Origin of the sequence: Alkalimarinus alittae (genome assembly GCF_026016465.1) — a bacterium.
GTDB lineage: Bacteria > Pseudomonadota > Gammaproteobacteria > Pseudomonadales > Oleiphilaceae > Alkalimarinus > Alkalimarinus alittae.
This window is the reverse complement of sequence record NZ_CP100390.1, coordinates 2,790,570-2,809,404: the sequence shown is the minus strand read 5'-3', so window position 1 is coordinate 2,809,404 and position 18,835 is coordinate 2,790,570. Positions and strand designations below refer to the sequence as shown.

The 18,835-nt window shown below is 42.6% G+C and carries 20 protein-coding genes; 13 read left to right on the top strand and 7 right to left on the bottom strand.

Features of this window, described 5'->3' with window-relative positions:
- Positions 1–53 precede the first annotated feature (53 nt).
- A complete protein-coding gene (locus NKI27_RS12735) occupies positions 54–1,730 on the top strand; it encodes a sensor domain-containing diguanylate cyclase (RefSeq protein WP_265046421.1) in 1,677 nt (558 codons plus the stop codon).
- Positions 1,723–3,060: a DUF1329 domain-containing protein gene (locus NKI27_RS12730; RefSeq protein ID WP_265046420.1), complete on the top strand. Its 1,338-nt coding sequence runs from the start codon at positions 1,723–1,725 to the stop codon at positions 3,058–3,060. Before NKI27_RS12735 ends, NKI27_RS12730 begins: the two co-directional genes overlap by 8 nt.
- Positions 3,061–3,070: 10 nt before the next feature.
- Here the strand turns inward: NKI27_RS12730 and NKI27_RS12725 are convergent, their stop codons facing one another.
- Entirely contained in the window at positions 3,071–3,397 is a 327-nt protein-coding gene (locus NKI27_RS12725; RefSeq protein ID WP_265046419.1) for an EscU/YscU/HrcU family type III secretion system export apparatus switch protein, read from the bottom strand.
- Positions 3,398–3,430: 33 nt separating this feature from the next.
- Positions 3,431–4,909: a flagellar hook-length control protein FliK gene (gene fliK / locus NKI27_RS12720; RefSeq protein ID WP_265046418.1), complete on the bottom strand. Its 1,479-nt coding sequence runs from the start codon at positions 4,907–4,909 to the stop codon at positions 3,431–3,433.
- 233 nt (positions 4,910–5,142) lie between these two features.
- Here fliK and ccmA point away from each other — a divergent pair, with 233 nt between their 5' ends.
- From ccmA to ccmI, 9 genes are all read left to right on the top strand, one after another.
- The gene (gene ccmA, locus NKI27_RS12715) at positions 5,143–5,871 is read left to right on the top strand and encodes a cytochrome c biogenesis heme-transporting ATPase CcmA (RefSeq protein WP_265046417.1); all 729 of its coding nucleotides are present in this window, start codon (positions 5,143–5,145) and stop codon (positions 5,869–5,871) included.
- Positions 5,868–6,587, top strand: a complete 720-nt coding sequence (gene ccmB, locus NKI27_RS12710; RefSeq protein ID WP_406802424.1) for a heme exporter protein CcmB — start codon at positions 5,868–5,870, stop codon at positions 6,585–6,587. Before ccmA ends, ccmB begins: the two co-directional genes overlap by 4 nt.
- A 69-nt stretch (positions 6,588–6,656) precedes the next feature.
- Positions 6,657–7,403 (top strand): heme ABC transporter permease, encoded by a 747-nt coding sequence (locus NKI27_RS12705; RefSeq protein WP_265046416.1) that lies wholly within the window; start codon positions 6,657–6,659, stop codon positions 7,401–7,403.
- Positions 7,400–7,579 (top strand): heme exporter protein CcmD, encoded by a 180-nt coding sequence (gene ccmD, locus NKI27_RS12700; RefSeq protein WP_265046415.1) that lies wholly within the window; start codon positions 7,400–7,402, stop codon positions 7,577–7,579. The genes NKI27_RS12705 and ccmD overlap by 4 nt, the downstream gene beginning before the upstream one ends.
- A complete protein-coding gene (ccmE, locus tag NKI27_RS12695; protein WP_265046414.1) occupies positions 7,576–8,052 on the top strand; it encodes a cytochrome c maturation protein CcmE in 477 nt (158 codons plus the stop codon). The genes ccmD and ccmE overlap by 4 nt, the downstream gene beginning before the upstream one ends.
- A gap of 73 nt (positions 8,053–8,125) precedes the next feature.
- Positions 8,126–10,156, top strand: coding sequence for a heme lyase CcmF/NrfE family subunit (locus NKI27_RS12690; protein WP_265046413.1), 2,031 nt, complete (start codon positions 8,126–8,128; stop codon positions 10,154–10,156).
- A gap of 58 nt (positions 10,157–10,214) precedes the next feature.
- Positions 10,215–10,751, top strand: coding sequence for a DsbE family thiol:disulfide interchange protein (locus NKI27_RS12685; protein WP_265046412.1), 537 nt, complete (start codon positions 10,215–10,217; stop codon positions 10,749–10,751).
- A 33-nt stretch (positions 10,752–10,784) separates the two neighbouring features.
- Positions 10,785–11,267, top strand: a complete 483-nt coding sequence (locus NKI27_RS12680) for a cytochrome c-type biogenesis protein (RefSeq protein WP_265046411.1) — start codon at positions 10,785–10,787, stop codon at positions 11,265–11,267.
- 3 nt (positions 11,268–11,270) lie between these two features.
- The gene (ccmI, locus tag NKI27_RS12675; protein WP_265046410.1) at positions 11,271–12,620 is read left to right on the top strand and encodes a c-type cytochrome biogenesis protein CcmI; all 1,350 of its coding nucleotides are present in this window, start codon (positions 11,271–11,273) and stop codon (positions 12,618–12,620) included.
- 100 nt (positions 12,621–12,720) lie between these two features.
- On the opposite strand, the gene NKI27_RS12670 is transcribed toward ccmI, so the two are convergent.
- The 4 genes from NKI27_RS12670 to NKI27_RS12655 form a co-directional block, all read right to left on the bottom strand.
- On the bottom strand, positions 12,721–13,470 hold the full coding sequence (locus NKI27_RS12670) for a YciK family oxidoreductase (RefSeq protein WP_265046409.1): 750 nt from the start codon (positions 13,468–13,470) through the stop codon (positions 12,721–12,723).
- A 20-nt stretch (positions 13,471–13,490) separates the two neighbouring features.
- Positions 13,491–14,162 (bottom strand): HAD-IA family hydrolase, encoded by a 672-nt coding sequence (locus NKI27_RS12665; protein WP_265046408.1) that lies wholly within the window; start codon positions 14,160–14,162, stop codon positions 13,491–13,493.
- 27 nt (positions 14,163–14,189) lie between these two features.
- Complete coding sequence (ubiG, locus tag NKI27_RS12660) at positions 14,190–14,903, bottom strand: bifunctional 2-polyprenyl-6-hydroxyphenol methylase/3-demethylubiquinol 3-O-methyltransferase UbiG (RefSeq protein ID WP_265046407.1); 714 nt, start codon at positions 14,901–14,903, stop codon at positions 14,190–14,192.
- A gap of 95 nt (positions 14,904–14,998) precedes the next feature.
- Positions 14,999–16,330, bottom strand: a complete 1,332-nt coding sequence (locus NKI27_RS12655) for a TRZ/ATZ family hydrolase (RefSeq protein WP_265046406.1) — start codon at positions 16,328–16,330, stop codon at positions 14,999–15,001.
- Between the two features lie 194 nt (positions 16,331–16,524).
- On the opposite strand from NKI27_RS12655, the gene mtnA reads away from it, so the two are divergent.
- Together mtnA and NKI27_RS12645 are read left to right on the top strand one after the other, a co-directional pair.
- Positions 16,525–17,574, top strand: coding sequence for an S-methyl-5-thioribose-1-phosphate isomerase (gene mtnA, locus NKI27_RS12650; RefSeq protein ID WP_265046405.1), 1,050 nt, complete (start codon positions 16,525–16,527; stop codon positions 17,572–17,574).
- 25 nt (positions 17,575–17,599) lie between these two features.
- Positions 17,600–17,890 (top strand): hypothetical protein, encoded by a 291-nt coding sequence (locus tag NKI27_RS12645; protein ID WP_265046404.1) that lies wholly within the window; start codon positions 17,600–17,602, stop codon positions 17,888–17,890.
- A gap of 52 nt (positions 17,891–17,942) precedes the next feature.
- On the opposite strand, the gene NKI27_RS12640 is transcribed toward NKI27_RS12645, so the two are convergent.
- The gene (locus tag NKI27_RS12640) at positions 17,943–18,815 is read right to left on the bottom strand and encodes a helix-turn-helix domain-containing protein (RefSeq protein WP_265046403.1); all 873 of its coding nucleotides are present in this window, start codon (positions 18,813–18,815) and stop codon (positions 17,943–17,945) included.
- Positions 18,816–18,835: the final 20 nt, after the last annotated feature.

Sequence of the window (18,835 nt, the reverse complement as noted above, 5' to 3'; positions counted from 1 at the left end):
GACTATATAACTAAACGATGTTTCATTATTTTTTCTTACCTGCTCGCAGTCTCATGAACCGCTTTACGTTTCCTGCGAAGTTCTTTTTGGTATCAATGCTTTTTGCTGTACCACTGAGCATCACGAGTATTCAGTCGACTATTGATAGCAATCAACAACTGAGAGCTACACATCTTAAATATATAGGCGCTAAAAATATCAGTGATTTTTTGCCAGTTATCGTGGCCTTGGAAACATTACGAGATCTAAGTGTCGTAAAACGGTTTCATAGTTCACCGATAACCGAAGAGAAATACGATAGTGCTAAGAATGATGTATTAGCGAAACTAAATTACTTTATTGAACATAAGCTGAGCAATGCAAGTCAGTTGATTAGTATGGAGCTATTTGCTTTAAAGCGATCAATTCAGGTGTTGAGTCTGTCATCAGGGTCTGAAGCTGATTTAGAAAGTGCCATATTTGATAAAGTAAACTTGATTGTAGACTCGGCTTATTCTATTCAGTATCAAATCGCTAATATGAATGGTTTGCTGGGGGATATAGACCCACTGGCGAACCACTTAGTGGTGATTCTAACCGCTGAGTTGCAAAAATCGTTTGAGGCTATGGGTGAAGTGCGTGCTTATGGCAGCTATTTTATAACGAATAAAGTATTGAGTTCTTCTGGGGTTGAACTAATTAATAATGGGCAAGCTAAATTGAAAGATGGCGAAGGGCACCTAAGAGATCGCTTAACGGGTCTGCTGTCATCGTATCCTAAAATCAATAATAGTCATATTATTGACACCACTGCGGTCAATCACTTGGACGAAATATACCTACAAATTGATGATCAAATTTTGTTAGACCCAGACTTAACAACCCCTATCGATGTGTTTTGGCTGCAGTCTAGTGATTCTATTAACGGCTTTAACCAATTTAGACGAGGATTAATCAGCTTTTTAGAAGATCATTATGTAACTGAAGAAGAGGAAATGCAGGTTAAGCGCAGTACTTATGCTTTTGCTATAGGCGGGTTGGTTTGTGTGTTTCTTTACCTTTTTATTGGGTTCTATTTAGGTGTTAAAGGCTCATTAAAACAATTATCAAAAGCGGCAGTACAGGTTGCAAATGGGGCGTTAGATAAGCCTATTATGATAAAGTCGCATGACGAATTAAGCCATCTAGCGGCTCTCTTTGAAGCCATGAGAATCCAACTCAAAGAGAGGCAACAAGAACTTATTGAAACGACCATTACAGACGCTTTAACAGGTATTAGAAATAGAAAGTATTTTAATGACAGTCTAAAAGAGCGCTTTAATCTTAGTCGTAAAGCCGACCAGACTACGAGTTTATTAATGATGGATATTGATCATTTTAAACGTGTTAATGATACCTATGGGCACACGGCGGGGGATAAGTGTTTGCAGTTAGTCGCACAGTGTCTGCAAGATAGCCTTGGTCGCCCCGGCGATGTGGTTGCTAGGTATGGCGGAGAAGAGTTTGCTATCTTGTTGCCTGACACTGATGAAAAAGGGGCTACCATTATTGCGGATAAAATTTGTAATAATATTAGAAAATTACCTATCGATATCGAAGGCGAGATTATAACGATTACCATTAGTATTGGTATTTCAACATCCAGTTTAATACCCGACTGTAAAGAGGAACGTTTGGTTAATTTGGCAGATGAAGCACTGTATAAAGCCAAAGAGACGGGGCGTGATAAGTGGGTATCGGCTCATGCATAATCAACGGGCCTTTATTATCGCGTTAGCGCTGATGCTATATTCCTCTTTTGCCTATAGTACAGAGAGTAGTGGTAAGACGCCGTTAGCAGCATTAGGGCTTACACCTTTGGGAGCAGAGGCAGGGGGTAATGCAACCGGTGTTATACCTGCGTGGAATAAAAGTGACATTTTGACTCGGCAACAGTTAGCAGCAATAGCAAATGAGCAGCCTTTGTTTTATATCGCTAAGGACAACCTAAATAATTACAAAGACAATCTTAGTTTAGGGCAGCAAGCGTTAATAAAGGCTTATCCAGACAGCTTTAAAATGCCCATCTATAAAACATATCGTACTCATCATGTACCTGAGTATGTCTATCAGGCGACGCAAAAAAATTATTTGTCGGCACGTCTGATAGATGACGGAAACGGCATTACAGATGTTTGGCAGGGAGTACCTTTTCCAGTCCCTCAAAATGCTTTAGAAGCTTTGTGGAATCACCTTGTTGCGTGGCGAGGGGTTCACATGAAGGCAAATGTGTCAGAGGTATTAGTGCAGGCAAATGGACACTATCAAGAAATACTTTCAAAAGGGGAGATAGCCAGCCCATATTATGCGCCCGATAGAGGTATTTTTTCTGAAAAACATGTGAAAACCTACTATCTCACCCGAACCGTTTCTCCTCCTAGTATGGCGGGAGGCGGACTACTGATTTATGACACCTTAAATCAACGACTGAACCCCAGAAAGTCATGGTTTTACGACGCTCAACAGCGACGAGTAAAGCGGATTCCTGTTTTGGCATACGATACGCCTAACCCCAACTCAGAGATGGTGAGAGTAGTGGATGAGGTTGATTTATTTAATGGGTTACCTGACCGGTACGACTGGGAGCTTCTGGGAAAACAGGAGGTTTATATCCCTTATAACAATGAATTACTTGTCGATATCGGGATAGAGGCGCTATCCACTAAACATCATATTAACCTCGATCGTACAAGGTATGAGTTGCACAGAGTTTGGGTGCTAGAAGCCAAGTTAAAGGAGCGTGAGAACCATATATATGGACGAAGGCGACTTTACCTTGATGAAGATTCTTGGTTAACGCTGATAACGGAACAGTATGACAAAAGTGATAAATTGTGGCGGGTTAGCTTATCCTACACGAAGTTTTTTCCGCAGATGCCGGGTATATGGAAAGTCGCAGATACGTATCATGATTTAAAAAGTGGGCAGCATTTTACCCAGTCATGGAAAGAACTTGAAAATTCGCCAGTAGAGTTCTTTGGTGAGCTGCCAAGCAAGCGATATTTTTCACCTTCTTCACTCAGACAATCAAGTCATCGATGATATTGTTTTTCTAATTTATTGGTTTTTCTCTTCGTTCCATCTCCCCACTCTCCCTATTAAAACCTTCTGGTACTTTGTTTTGAATGTGATAAGCAAAGGCAATTATTTCGGCAATGACCTTATATAGAACTTCAGGAATGTTATCTCCAAGTTCTAGTTTGGAAAGCAGTGCTACTAAGTCGGCATTTTCATAAAGAGGAACATTAGATTCTTTTGCAATACGAATTATCTCATCAGCGACAGAGCCTTCACCGGTTGCAGTAATGGTAGGGGCCTCTTCACCATCGTATTTTAATGCGACAGCTGTATTCGTCTTCTGTTCTTCAGATTTTGCCATGGTCACTTCTATGAACGGATTATTAGGGTGTCGTTATGCTTTTATATCCACAATTTGCTGGTCTATGCGTGTTTTTCGCATATTAGGCTGCCCTTGTCGACAGGTGATATCTTCAACAGTTAGACCTAACTCAGAAAAGCTGTCTCTTAAGTTATGAGTTTCCTGATTAATTAACTTCAGTGTTTTTTGTTCCTCGGCCCAAATAGTGGTTGAAACTGTGGGAGGCGAAAGATTGACTTGAATGAAAATAGGGCCAAGCCCTTCTAGATCGAATGTGAGTGCCAGTTTCCATTTTGACTTCTTCTCTGTGTCAGCGTCATTATCATTATTATCTTTTTCTTCATCTATTCTTAATTGCACTGAATCAATTTGATTTTGCGACGTTAGAAATGGAAGCTCCATTTGCCATGTTTGCACAGATGTTGTATCTGTAGAAGCTGTTTGAGCTTGATACAGGCTATTGAGCTGTTGGAACTGAATGCGGTTAAGGGCGCCAGCCAAGCGTTTTAATAGATCGCCGACTGACAAGTTTTTGTCATACTGCGAGGTTGATTTTGTGGCACTGAGTGGCGAAGGAAAATTAAACGGATTAACCAATAGGTTAGGATCGGCTTCGGCCATAAAGCGGGGGATTTGACCTGTCGCAGAGTGTTTGGCTGCGTAAATGCTATTTAAGCTGTTAATTAATTGACTGATAGTTGACTTTAAGTCGGTGGGGGTTGCCATGCCTGTCGTAGTGAGTAATGCATTTGCTGAGTTTGTAGTAGTTGATGAGGCACTTGTTGTACTGGTTGACGTAGCAGACTTTATAGCCTGAGCGAGGGCTATTGTTGCGTTGCTTAGTAGTGAGCCACTGAGCGAGGTCGAGCTTGCTTGGGATAAAGTCTGTTGTTTACCTGCACTGGCAAAGGTGCTTTCCATAAAAATGCCCGATTGAGACATGGCTTGTTTAACGAGCTGAGCAGGGTTCGACTGCTGATTGTTGCTAATGTTTGTAGAGAAACTAGCCGCTTTGGGCAGCAGGGCGGTTAACTGTTCGGTCAGTCGCGCTACTTGGCTATTCTCAGCTCCGAGAGTGGGGAGGTTTTGTAAAAGGGTCGTTAAAACTTTACCAACGGGCTGCTGGTAAGGCAGTACTTTTGAAAGTGCCGAAATTAACGTAGCAGCATCATTGTTTGCTGGTTTCGGGAGAATCAACTCGCCTTTGTTGTTAACATTTAGGTTAACTATTTGGCCTGGCTGTAGCAATATGTTGGTTTTAACTGCAAGCTTTTCGCCACCGATCTCTAGGGTAACATTAAACTGGTTTTGCGTGGCGCGTGCTGTCGCTATGTTCAAGGTTTCGAGAACTTTTGCGCGAACGGCCTGACCCACTTTTATATTAATGCTGTCTAGAGAGGTCGCAGGCTTGTCTGAAGGCGCTGCCGACTGGGCTTCAGGCCGGTTTGAAGAAGGCTTTGATGACGATGAACGTGTTTGGGTGCTATTGTTATTGGGCGCATCGATCGACATGAAATTATAGTGTCCTCATCTTCTTACTCGGAGCCTTTAAGCTAAAACCTTAACGAGTTGTAATCTTTGCCCCAATTTAACGTGAGTTAGGTCAAGGGATTTGTTTCAAACCTTACTATATAATAGGCCTGAGTTAAGCATTAGGGAAGTTTATTCCGTTTGTGTATACTGTGCGGCCTTAAAGGCTGATGGTGCTGCAAACAGATTAGCCAAATTGTTGTTGAAGGTTATAAATGTCTGCTGTTCCGCCTACTGTTATCGACACATCTACTAGCGAATTATTGCGCGCCGAATCACTGTTTTGTGAACGTGATGAACGTGTATTGTTTGAAGACCTTAACTTTTCAATAAATGCCGGCGAGATAATCCAAGTAGAAGGCCCTAATGGTTCAGGGAAAACAACATTGCTGCGTATTATGAGTGGGCTGTCGGGCGCTTACGAAGGGGCTATTTTCTGGAAAGGTGAGCCGGTTAACGCCTCTCGAATAGACTTCCTTTCAAATCTTCTTTATTTAGGTCATAAACCTGGTGTTAAAGCGATCCTTACGCCAGTTGAAAACTTACGAGCCCTGATGGGGGTGCGTCAACATGTATCTGATGACCAAATACACTATGCATTAGAAAAAGTCGGGCTATATGGTTATGAGGATGTGCCCTGCCACAACTTATCGGCTGGACAGCACCGTAGAGTCGCACTCGCTCGACTTTATTTATCCACGGATGCGCTATGGATACTTGATGAAGCATTCACTGCGATCGATAAAAAAGGCGTCAAAGAACTCGAGACACTTTTACAAACGCGCGCACAACAAGGCGGTGCGGTTCTGTTAACGACTCACCATGAGCTACAACTTGAAAGCGGGTTTAAAAAATTACAGCTTGGCAAGCCTGCTGGTGCTTGTACTTTGATGGCCGGTACTTCGGTGACAGGTACCTCGATAGTTGGTGGAGCTGAAATATGAGTAACGGAATGCCTACTATTGCGGCCGCTACAACGCCTCCATCGGTAATGAATACCTTTATTGCCGTATTAAAAAGAGACCTGACCCTCGCTTATAGACGTCGTCAAGATCTTGTTAATCCGCTGATCTTCTTTACGATTGTCGTGAGCTTATTTCCTCTAGGGGTTAGTCCTGAAAAATCCTTTTTGCAAGAAGCGGGTGCTGGTGTTGTATGGGTGGCGGCATTACTTGCGACGTTATTATCATTAGATAGTCTTTTTAGATCGGATTTCGAAGATGGTTCATTAGAACAGATTATTTTAACGCCTCAACCTTTGTTTATAATGGTTTTAGCTAAAATATGTGCCCATTGGTTGGTGACTGGAGTGCCACTTATTATTTTATCGCCAATGCTAGGTGTTATGATGCACCTCGATTTTGAGACGATTAAAGTGTTAATGCTTACATTATTGTTGGGTACCCCGGTACTAAGCCTAATTGGGGCAATTGGTGCGGCATTAACCGTAGGGCTTAGAGTAGGGGGCGTGTTAATTTCATTGTTGATTTTACCCCTGTATATCCCTGTGTTAATTTTCGGGACCGGAACGGTTCAAGCTGCGGCTAACCTGTTGCCTATTGATGGTTACATTGCGTTAATGGGCGCTATATTTGCGCTGTCATTGACATTGTCACCCATAGCGGCGGCGGCAGCATTAAAAATTAGTTTATCCAATTAAATCTATTTAGATTAATTATTGTTAATGGATAAACAAAACTTTTTTAATTTAAAGTACGAGAAATTATAAATGTGGACTTTTTTTCACAAGCTAGGCTCCCCTAAATGGTTTTACGATATATCGGGTAAATGGCTGCCATGGTTTGCTATTGTATCTACTTTATTGCTTGTTGCAGGGAGTGTGTGGGCGCTTGCGTTTGCCCCCGCTGATTACCAACAAGGGAATAGCTTTAGAATTATTTATATACATGTGCCTTCAGCCATCCTGGCTCAATCCTGTTTTATGATGATGGCGGTTGCAGGTGCTATTGGCTTGATATGGAAAATGAAGCTAGCTGATGTGTTTGTTAAAGCAGCGGCCCCTGTTGGAGCGTCTTTTACATTTTTGGCATTATTGACCGGCGCCGTATGGGGTAAACCCACATGGGGAACTTGGTGGGTGTGGGATGCACGCTTAACCTCAATGTTAATATTATTGTTTCTTTATTTTGGCATTATGGCGCTCCAGTCTGCTATTGAAGACGCGTCTACTGCGGCTAAAGCGAGTGCGGTCTTAGCATTAGTGGGAATGGTCAATATTCCAATTATCAAGTACTCCGTGGAATGGTGGAATACCCTTCATCAGCCAGCCACATTTACATTGACCGAAAAGCCGGCTATGCCTGCAGAGATGTGGGTGCCTTTACTGGTAATGCTAATCGGCTTTTACTGTTTTTTTACAACCGTTATTTTGCTGCGTACTAGAAATGAAATTCTTGTACGTGAGCGCCGAACAAATTGGGTTAAGAAGCTAGTCACTAAAGGAGGCGCTTTATGAGTTTTGAGAGTTTCTCAGATCTTTTAGCCATGGGAGGACACGGGCTGTATGTCTGGTTGTCCTATGGCGTGGCAGTTTTGATTTTTGTCGCTAACGTGATAGTGCCGATACAAAAAAAGAAAGACATTATTAAGAAACACTTACAACGATTGAAGCGGGAGAAAGTCGCGCAATGAACCCAAAACGTAAGCAACGATTAATATTGGTACTGTTTCTAGTCTTCGGATGTGCTGCAGTGGTCGGTTTAGTATTAGTTGCATTGCAAGAGAACATTAACCTTTTCTATAACCCAACCCAGATATCAGAAGGTGAAGCACCTGAAGGGGCTCGAATTAGAGCTGGCGGCATGGTAGTAGATGGGAGTATTAAAAGAGATGACGCTAGTTTATTAGTGAACTTTGAACTGACTGATTTCAATGCTAGCATCCCAGTTGCCTATACAGGAATATTGCCTGACTTGTTCAGAGAAGGACAGGGCGTTGTTGCAATGGGTAATGTAGATGCTAATGGCGTTTTTCAAGCCGATGAAGTGCTCGCTAAGCATGATGAAAAGTATATGCCCCCTGAAGTGCAAGATGCACTCGATAAATCAGGAAAAACTGCAGACGGTCAAGACGTTAAATCGTATACCGAAAAGCAGACATACTAACTATCGAACTTGTTGTTTGATGACACTTAAACATTGTAACGCGTTTAAATAACGCTAAAAACAGGAAGTAGATATGTACTCTGAGCTAATACCAGAGCTAGGTCATTTTGCGTTAATACTCGCATTTGCCATTGCTATTATCCAGGCAATAGTTCCGCTGGTAGGTACCATTATAAGAAGTGAACTATGGATGAGCTTTGCTCGGCCTATGGCGACAGGGCAGTTTGTATTCATGATGCTCAGCTTTGTATGTCTAGCGCTGGCCTTTGTTGCCGATGACTTTTCGGTGCAATATGTTGCGACGCACTCAAACTCTCACTTACCTTTTTACTTTAAGCTAAGCGCTGTATGGGGTGGGCATGAAGGTTCACTGCTGTTGTGGGCATTAATACTCGCAGGGTGGAGCTTTGCTGTTGCCATTTTCAGCAGAGATCTTCCGCAAGATATGCTAGCGCGGGTATTGTCTATCATGGGGATGATTAGCGTCGGGTTCGGACTCTTTATTTTGGCTACTTCTAACCCATTTACGCGATACCTGCCAGAGTTTCCTCAAGAAGGCGCAGATTTAAATCCATTACTTCAAGATATTGGTCTAATTATTCACCCGCCCATGCTTTATATGGGGTATGTTGGTTTTTCTGTAGCGTTTGCTTTTGCGTTAGCTGCACTAATGAGCGGTCGGTTAGATGCGGCTTGGGCACGCTGGTCTCGTCCTTGGACAACCGTTGCATGGGCGTTTCTTACATTAGGTATTTCATTAGGCAGCTGGTGGGCATATTACGAACTTGGCTGGGGCGGCTGGTGGTTCTGGGATCCAGTTGAAAATGCTTCATTTATGCCTTGGTTAGTAGGTACCGCTTTAATGCACTCGTTGGCCGTTACCGAAAAGCGTGGCGTGTTTAAAAGCTGGACGGTGTTGTTAGCGATTATTGCATTCTCATTAAGTTTACTGGGTACTTTCTTAGTTCGCTCAGGGGTATTGACGTCTGTTCATGCCTTTGCGTCTGACCCTGATCGTGGTGCGTTTATACTAGGCCTACTGGCCATTACGCTGATTGGTGCGTTAACACTCTACGCATTAAGAGCGCCTGCAGTGAGTAGTCGTGCAAGTCATACGTTACTTTCACGAGAAACGTTTTTGTTGCTTAATAACGTATTTTTAATGGTGGCGACTGTTACCGTATTTTTAGGTACGTTGTACCCTTTATTTATGGACTTTATCGGCGGCGGAAAGCTGTCGGTTGGTGCACCATATTTCAATAAGCTATTTGTTCCTATCGTATCGGTTCTCGTCGCTGTTATGGGGGTGGGTATTGTCAGTCGATGGAAGGATACAAAGGTAGAGTTTTTGGTTAAGCAATTGTGGGTGGCAGCGGTATTAAGTACCGGGCTCGCGCTATTGTTCCCGTTTATGTTTGATGGCGAGTTTAACGCCTCTGTATTTTTGGGAATGTGGATTTCATTCTGGTTAATATCCGTTACGTTTAAAGATATATGGAATAAGTCATCATCAAAGCAAGGTCGATTGCATGGCTTGTCGAAATTGACTCGATCATATATCGGTATGGTATTTGGGCACTTAGGTGTCGCGTTTGCGATTATTGGTATTTGCTTAGTTTCAAATTACGAGCAAGAAAGAGACCTTCGACTTGCGCCTGGCGACAGCGTAGTGGTTGCAGGTTATGAGTTTAGGTTTGATGAACTCACCCATAAAACGGGGCCTAACTATGAAGCAGATAAGGCGATTATTTCAGTTTGGGTTGACGGGAAAAATATAACCACACTCAAGCCTGAAAAACGTATTTACAATGCTCAGCGCAACATGATGACTGAAGCATCTATCGACCCAGGTTTGTTTAGGGATCTATACGTGGCTATGGGTGAACCTTTAGATGGTGATGCATGGGCTATTCGTGTCCACTATAAGCCATTTGTGAGATGGATGTGGTTAGGTGCACTGATGATGGCTATTGGTGGGTTTATTGCTGTATCAGATCGTCGCTACCGTGTGCGCATTAAGAAAACGATCACTCAAGAAACTCAAACGGTTGGCGCTGAAACACAATCAAGCACTGACAACGATAGTCAACCTAAAACGGTTTAATGATAAGTGCTGATTGGGTTTGTCATCATGAACTTTTTAAAGGTATAGATTCATAATTATGAAACGTGTATTGCTTTTTTTACCATTGATTATTGCTGCGGCTATCGGGGTCATATTATTTTGGGGGTTAGGTAATGACCCCACAAAATTAGACTCTGCCAGAATAGATGATCCATTGCCGTTGTTTAGTTTACCCAGTTTGCAGAACCCAGAAAGGCTTCTATCCCAAGAAGACGTTAAAGGTAAAGTATCACTGCTAAACGTTTGGGCCACTTGGTGCCCTTCATGCCGAGTAGAGCACCCCTACTTACTGAAAATTGCTAAGCAGTATGGTGTGCCGGTTATTGGGTTGAATTACAAAGATGAGCGTGAATCGGCAAAGAACTGGTTAGTTCAGCTAGGCAATCCTTACTTGTTCAATATTTTTGATGAGAAAGGAAAGTTAGGCCTAGATTTAGGCGTATATGGTGCTCCAGAAACCTACATCGTCGATAAAAAGGGCATTGTTCGTTACCGTCATGTCGGCGTTGTGGATGAACAGGTGTGGAAAAGTATTTTAGAGCCTCGAATAAAGCAATATTCAAAGCAAGGCTAGTAACTTATTGCTAAGTGGATGAGACACGAAACTGTGAAGAAACTAATATTATCGTTATCCATGCTTTCATTTATAGTGCTGTCAGTGGTTGCATCAGCAAATGAAGGCTCCGACACACTGGAATTTAAAACGGATGCTCAACGCTCTCAGTATCAACAGCTAACAGAGGAGCTGCGTTGTCCTAAATGTCAAAACCAAAACATAGCTGACTCTAATGCACCCATCGCGAAAGATCTAAGAAACGAGGTTCATCGTTTGATCTTAGAGGGTGATGACGCTGATCAGATTGTTGACTTTATGGTTGAACGCTACGGTAATTTTGTAGTGTATAAGCCTAAATTTGATCCATCAACATACCTTTTGTGGTTAGGGCCAGCCATTATCGCACTTATCGGCTTAATTATTGTGGTGCTTAGTGCTAGAAAGAAGCGCAAAGAAGAAAGTACTGATAGTGCAGTGCTGTCGCAGGAAGAAAAGAACCAGTTAAGTCATATTTTGTCAGAAGACGAGAAGTAATAAATGAATGATTTTTGGGTAGTATCCGTCGTTTTAATTATTGTGGCGTTAGGCTTTGTGCTTTATCCCGTCGTTAAAGTTCATCGTGCAAAAAGTACTAAAAACTCAGAAACAGGGCAGGCAGCACTTGATCGACGCTCGCAGAATATAGTCTTTTTTAAAGACCGATTAGAAGAAATAACCGCAGAGAAAGACGCTGGCAGCTTGACTGACTCACAGTTTCAGCAGCTAAAAAGTGAGTTAGAGGCAGGGCTTATCACTGATGTTGATGGATTAAGCCACGATGAAAGTGATCAGGTTCAGAGGTCGACTGTTAGCACCGCCGCTTGGGGAGTAACGGCTGTAATGTTGCTCTGTATTCCTTTAGCGAGTTATGCGCTTTATGCAAAGTGGGGCGCGTTAGATGGAGTTGAACAGTTCCGTGAATACGGTAACTCAGTACCATCAATTAGCGAAGGGATGCCAAAACAGAATATAGATGAGTTATTGACAGCCTTGAGAGAAAAGCTAGAAGCTAATCCTGATAATCCAGAAGGTTGGTTTATGTTAGCTCGCTCTAGCATGAATCTTGAGCAGTATGATCAAGCGTCTTACGCGTTTATCAGAATGGCAGAGCTTCTTGAAAAAGATCAGCAAGACCCATCGTCTATTTATGGCTTAGCTGCGCAGGCAGAGTTTTTTGCTCAGCAAGCTCAGATGACAGATAAAGTACAAGAGCTCCTTGATAAGGCATTTTCTACGAACCCGGACGAAACAAATAGCTTAGGTTTATTAGGCATTGCGGCTTTTGAAGGAGGGCGTTACGAAGATGCCATTAAGCATTGGGGAAGAATTCTTGAAGTCGATTCAGAGAACCCAAGTAGAGATGCTATTGTTGCCGGTATTAATAAGGCAAGAGCTGCATTAGGCTTACCAGAACAGGTCGATAAGTACTCTGTAAGCATGAACGCGACAGCACCAGAAACAGCGGACAATATGGCGCCAGTGGATACGTCTGCTAATGCGAATATTGGTGTGAAAGTGCTTGTTGAGCTAGATGCTTCGTTTTCTCGCCAGGTTTCGGCGAATGATACGGTTTTCATTATTGCTAAAGCTGTTAATGGCTCACCCATGCCCCTGGCTGCCAGCCGTCAGACTGTGGCTGACTTGCCAATTTTAGTTAATTTAAATGATGCTATGGCGATGGGGCCAATGGCCAAAATATCATCGGCTGAAGAGGTCACTATTATCGCTAGAATCTCAAAAAGTGGTCAGCCGGGCGCAATGCCAGGTGATTTAGAAGGGACTCAGTCGCCTGTGCCGGTAGGCAGCAGTGAGGTGGTAAAAATTGTTATAAATGAAAAAGTGGAATAAGCATATCGCACTCTAATGAGATCGAGACGATAAAGCATAACGCTTAGATACAAAAAAGGGCCACTCAATTTAATTGAAAATGGCCCTTTTTTATTAAGCCCTATTTTTTCTGTGCATCAAACGCCTGACCTGTTTTTCCCGTGCTTTCATTCCCCATTAAGTATAAATAAATACCCATAATGTCTTCAGGTAGAGGATTATGAGTGGGATTTTCTGCAGGGAATGCATGAGCTCTCATGTTGGTACGTGTTGCGCCAGGGTTTATGCTGTTAACACGAACATTGTTGTGTTCATCATCAAGTTCATCTGCCAAGACTTGCATTAGACCCTCAACACCAAACTTTGATACCGAGTAGGCACCCCAATAGGCGCGGCCTTTTCTGCCAACACTGGACGAAGTGAAGATGATGGATGCGTCTTCCGACTCTCTTAATAGTGATATTAACGCCTGAGTCATCATAAACGGGGCGTTAAGGTTCACCTGCATTAGCTTTGTCCATTCATTAGGGTCGTACTGCTCAATAGGCGTAATGCTTCCTAATAATGCGGCATTATGGAGAATTCCATCAAGACGACCAAATTCTTTCTGAATAGTGGCCGCCATATCGTCATAATCTTTTGCGACCGCGCCTTCTAGATTCATAGGGTATATGGCAGCTTGAGGGTGTCCTGCCGCCTCAATTTCGTCATATACGTCCTCAAGTTTTTTTATTGTTCGTCCGAGTAAAATAACTGTTGCGCCATGAGCGGCATATGCTTTGGCAGCCGCTTGTCCGATGCCTGAACCTGCGCCCGTTACAAGGATTACTTTCCCTTCTAAAAGGTCTTTTGGAGCTTGATAGTCTTGCATAATAGTTTAACCTATCGTCTTTAACTGACTGCGTTTAGCCATTCAGTGAGTTCGTTTCCGTGATCGATGATCAGGTCGGCTTTCCATTCATCGACCCGTTCTGGGGTGTCTATATAGCCATACCGAGCAGCGATAGTGATCATTCCAGCACTTCGCCCAGCGTTTATGTCTCGCACATGATCACCAACATAGAGTGTTCTCTCAGGTGAACAATTTAGTTTTTTACACGCTAGAAATAAGGGTTCAGGGTGAGGTTTAGTTTGGCTTACATCATCCGGGCAAACGGTTACGCTGCAGCGATTATTGAGCGTTAACCTTTCTAACAATGGATGTGTAAAGCGTGAAGGTTTATTGGTCACAATACCCCAAGGTATCGATTTTGCCTCCAACTCTTTTAAAAATAGATCTATTCCAGGGAAAAAGACAGTTTCTTCGGCAATGGATGCTTCATACATCGCTAATAATTCTGCGTGCCGTACAGTAAACGCATCATCATTATCGTCTAGGTCGAAGGCAAGCTTTATCAATGCACGCGCACCGTTAGATACGGTTTCTCTGATTAAGTGTGAGGCAAGTGGAGGCAAGTTATGCCGTTGTCTCTGCAGATTCACCACTCTAATAAAATCAGGGGCCGTATCTAGCAAGGTGCCGTCAAGGTCAAATAAAACCGCTTCAGGTATAAATGTTAGCACTGTGTTCTCGTCTATTTATAATGGCTGTTAGCTAGGCTTAACGGCATACATTAGGTAGTTTACATCCACATCTTGGCCTAATTTATAGCGTTTTGTAAGCGGGTTATAAGTCATTCCAGTGATGTCATTTAGCTCAAAGCCTGCAGTTCTTACATAGCTTGCGAGTTCTGAAGGGCGAATGAATTTTTTAAATTCATGGGTTCCTTTAGGGAGCATTTTAAGAATGTGCTCGGCACCCACAATGGCAAATAAAAATGATTTAGGATTTCTGTTTAGGGTAGACAGAAATAGCTTGCCACCAGGCTTTAGTAGCGTAAAACAGGCTTTAATGACCGAACCAGGGTCAGGTACATGCTCAAGCATTTCAAGACAGCTGACAACATCGTAAGTGCCGGCTTCTTGGCTTGCGAGCTCTTCTACTGTGATTTGACGGTAGTTAACGCTGACGCCAGACTCAAGACCGTGTAAACGAGCGACGGCTAAAGGGGCTTCACCCATATCGATTCCGTCAACATGAGCGCCGCGCTGAGACAGTCCTTCCGATAAGATTCCGCCTCCACAACCAACGTCTAGCACTTTTTTGCCGGGTAAGTTTGCGCGCTCATCAATATAATTAACGCGTAGTGGGTTTATATCATGTAATGGTTTGAACTCACTCTCTCTATCCCACCAACGACTGGCTAATGCCTCGAATTTTGCAATTTCCTGACTATCTACATTTTTGAATGCGGGGTTATTCATTGTGATTCAACCTTAGTACTTATAGTAAATACTTTTTAATGATGTCTATTATTGATTGCTAGTCGTTGATGTTGTGTTGAGCGATTTTTAAGCGCTTAATCAACGGATTTTATTTTATCTGCCCACTGTTTTACGCGTTCAGTGAGATGAAATGTGTCGATCATTGATAGCTGACGGTTTTTCATATGAATATCACCGCCTATCCAGCTATGAGTCACTTGATGGCTATTGGTTGCATAAACAATATGAGATACCGGGTCGTAAACGGGTTGGCAGTCAATATGTCCTAGATCGATAGCAATGATATCAGCAAGTTTTCCTGCTTCAAGCGAGCCAATTTTGTCTTCTAACCCCATAGATCTAGCCCCATTAATTGTGGCCATCTCTAATGCTTGGTGTGCGTTTACAGCGGAAGCATCACCGGCCACTGCTTTACCAATCAAGGCCGCAGTTTTCATTTCACTAAGCAGATCAAGGTCATTATTACTTGCAGCACCATCTGTGCCTAATGCTACATTGATACCTGCGTTGATTAGTTTATCAATGGGAGAAAACCCACTCGCTAATTTAAGGTTTGACTCTGGGCAATGAACAACATGCGCACCACTTTGAGCGATTAACGATATTTCGTGATCGTTAAGTTGTGTCATATGCACGCATTGTAGAGAAGGGGATAGTAGCCCTAAATCTGCAAGGCGCTGTATAGGCCTGACGCCAAATTTTTCAATAGACTCTTGAACTTCAAAAGCGGTTTCATGTAGATGAATTTGAATTTGTGCGTTGAGTTGATCAGCTAACGTCGCGACCTGTTTAAGTGGTTCATCCGATATGGTGTATGGTGCGTGAGGGCCAAATGCTACCGTTACATAATCACTATTTCGGTATTGATTAAACAATTCAACACCCTTGTGAATGTACTCTTCTGAGTTCTGTGCCCAAGCCGTCGGAAAATCGATCACTGGAAAGCATATCTGGGTTCTTATTTTATGCTCAGAGGCGACTTTAGCGCTGACATTGGGAAAGAAATACATGTCGCTATAGCAGGTCGTGCCACTTCTAATCATCTCAGCGATGGCCAGTAATGTGCCATCAGCAACAAATGCTTCATCGACCCATTTAGCTTCAGCTGGCCAGATATGATCATTAAGCCATTCCATCAACGGCAGATCATCGGCTAAGCCTCGAAACAGACTCATTGCACTATGGCCGTGAGCATTAATAAGGCCGGGTAACAAGGCATGATCAGTATCAAGGTTATATGTTTCTTTTGCTGTATATTTTGCTGTTACATCGGTACTTGGCAAAATATCAATAATCTGGTTACCAGAAATTACCACACTATGATTTTCGTACACTGTATTTTGTGGGATTACAGGGATCACCCAGCGGGCATGAATTATGGTGTCTACTGATTGATTGCTAAGCATAAAATCCGTGCGAGTTATTCGGTTAATGATCGAATTAGTATACCTTGAAAGGGGTGAACTGTCTTATGGGTTTATTACAGTTTTTTCATCTATTACTGAATCATATATTAATCGTTCTATTACGGCTGTGTTACCCGTACACTAGCCGCATGTAACTAAGATTGAATGTTCGACGAAGTAAAAAGAGGTATTTGATGAGTAGTGGTGTTGAAGCTATTAAGTGGGTAGATAATCAGCTTGAGCTATTAGATCAGCGTTTATTGCCAGGCCAGGCGTTATATATTACCTGCAAAGACTCGACTGAGGTTGCTGATGCGATAACTCAAATGGTCGTTCGAGGTGCTCCCGCAATCGGTGTTAGTGCTGCTTATGGCGTTGTATTAGCTGCGGATGCCGCCTTTTCTGAGCATCAACAGGCTTGGAAAGCAAACATTGCTGAAGCCATAGAAACGCTAGCCAACTCGCGCCCTACCGCTGTTAATCTATTCTGGGCGTTAGATCGAATGCAACGGGTGATTGATACGCTTGAAGACTCTTCACCTCCACATCAGTCGCTGTTGGATGAAGCCAAAAATATTCATAGCGAAGACATTGCGGCTAACAAACAAATGGGGAAGTTAGGCGCAGAATTGATGGCAGCGTCATCAGACACCCCATTTTCAGTTATCACGCATTGTAATACAGGCTCATTAGCCACTGGCGGCTTTGGGACGGCGCTTGGGGTGATACGGCATGGTTGGGATGCCAAGATTATAAAACATGTTTATGCAGATGAGACAAGGCCATGGTTACAAGGCTCAAGGCTGACTGCGTGGGAATTACAGAGAGATGGCATTTCAGTCACCTTAAATACTGATTCTGCTGCAGCTCATATTATGAAACAGGGTGATGTTAGGTGGGTTGTTGTTGGAGCAGATAGGATTACCGCTAATGGCGATGCGGCTAACAAAATTGGTACCTATAGTCTGGCAGTCTTAGCGCGTTATCATGGCATAAAATTTATGGTAGTAGCCCCATCAAGTACGGTTGATATGTCGCTTTCATCCGGCGACTTGATTCCTATAGAAGAACGAACTGGTGAAGAGTTAACCTCTATAAAAGAGGTTCAATTAGCACCTGAGAATATCGCAGCATTTAACCCTGTATTTGATGTTACACCTGCTGAATTAATTGATGCAATTGTGACGGAGCAGGGCGTTGTGTTGAATCCTACGCTAGACAAAATGAAAGCATTATTAGGCTGAATTTGATCAATAAAGAGTAAATATAATGAGTACACCCAGTGTTAAAGATCACCCCGAGGTTAGTCTTCAAACTAAGCCAAAAGGTTTGACGCAAAAAATATGTCTCGTCTCTGCTTATATTAGTTTTGTACTTGGGGCTATAAGTGGGGTATTTATGTTTATTAAGGTAAAAGAACTTGGCTCATCTGACCCTATTTCTGCTAGCTTTCTGGCTTCATTCTTCTTCTTTGCTTTTACCGGAATATCGCTTATGTTAATGGCTAAAGCTAATTTGCCGAATCTAGGCTTTTATAAACCTGAAGGAAAAGCTGAATAGGTAGAGTGTACTTTGTAGAATGTAAAAGGCCCTCAAGCGAGGGTCTTTTTTGTTAGTCGGAGCGTTTTTGCTTTTGACCTTTCTTGTCGGGGTCAGATTTGCTCTTACTTTGTTTTTTCGGTTTTCCTTCATTCTCACTTTCTTCTTCAAACGCAACATTTTCTTGTTCTGCAATAAAATGAAGCGACATATCAAACGCTTTTTGAGTGAAGTCTAATACTTTTTTGTAACCATCATCTGATAGTTTTCTGGCTTCGTCATGAGCTCTGAAGATATTAATAAACTGCCGTTCTCTTTCGTATTGAAGTGGTAGTCTACCGAGCCCCCAATCACTTAGAATTCGCCATATTTCTGGGTTGTATGTGCGTGTATATTTAATAATGAAGGGTATTGGATCGTTTCGCGCTAAGAGTGCAGATAATCTTAATATTAATTCAAACGATAATGTCGCGGTTCCGTTCTCTACGGCTTCGAGAACTGATTTATCTTTTAAGTTAAGCGCTTCATTGGCTTCAGATAGCGTTAAACCTGCAACCTCTCGCAAATCTTTTAACGACTGACCTGCCGCTAGCATTAGTTTTAGTTGGTCTTGTGAGTGAATAAGTGCTTTGCCAACTTTAAATGATGTTTGAGTGGTTCGCTTAGCAAAATTAAATGCAGAAGAGGTAAAATCGCTGAGCCTATCGATCAGCGTATCCTCATCGATTTCTTCTTCAGGTTGTTTCTCTTGTTTGCTTTTTCGTGTTGATGAATCTTTGGTTGAAGATTCACTACTGTTGTCGTCCTTTACTGTTTTATCTGTCGCAGAAGGCTTGTATGCTTGATCGGGTATGCGTTTACCTTGCTTATTTTCAGTAGGGTCGTTTAGAGCATCCTCTAAAAACTCTTCAAGTGCATTGTGCTTGTCACGATTATCCGAGCTCATGGTGAATCCTTAATTGATAG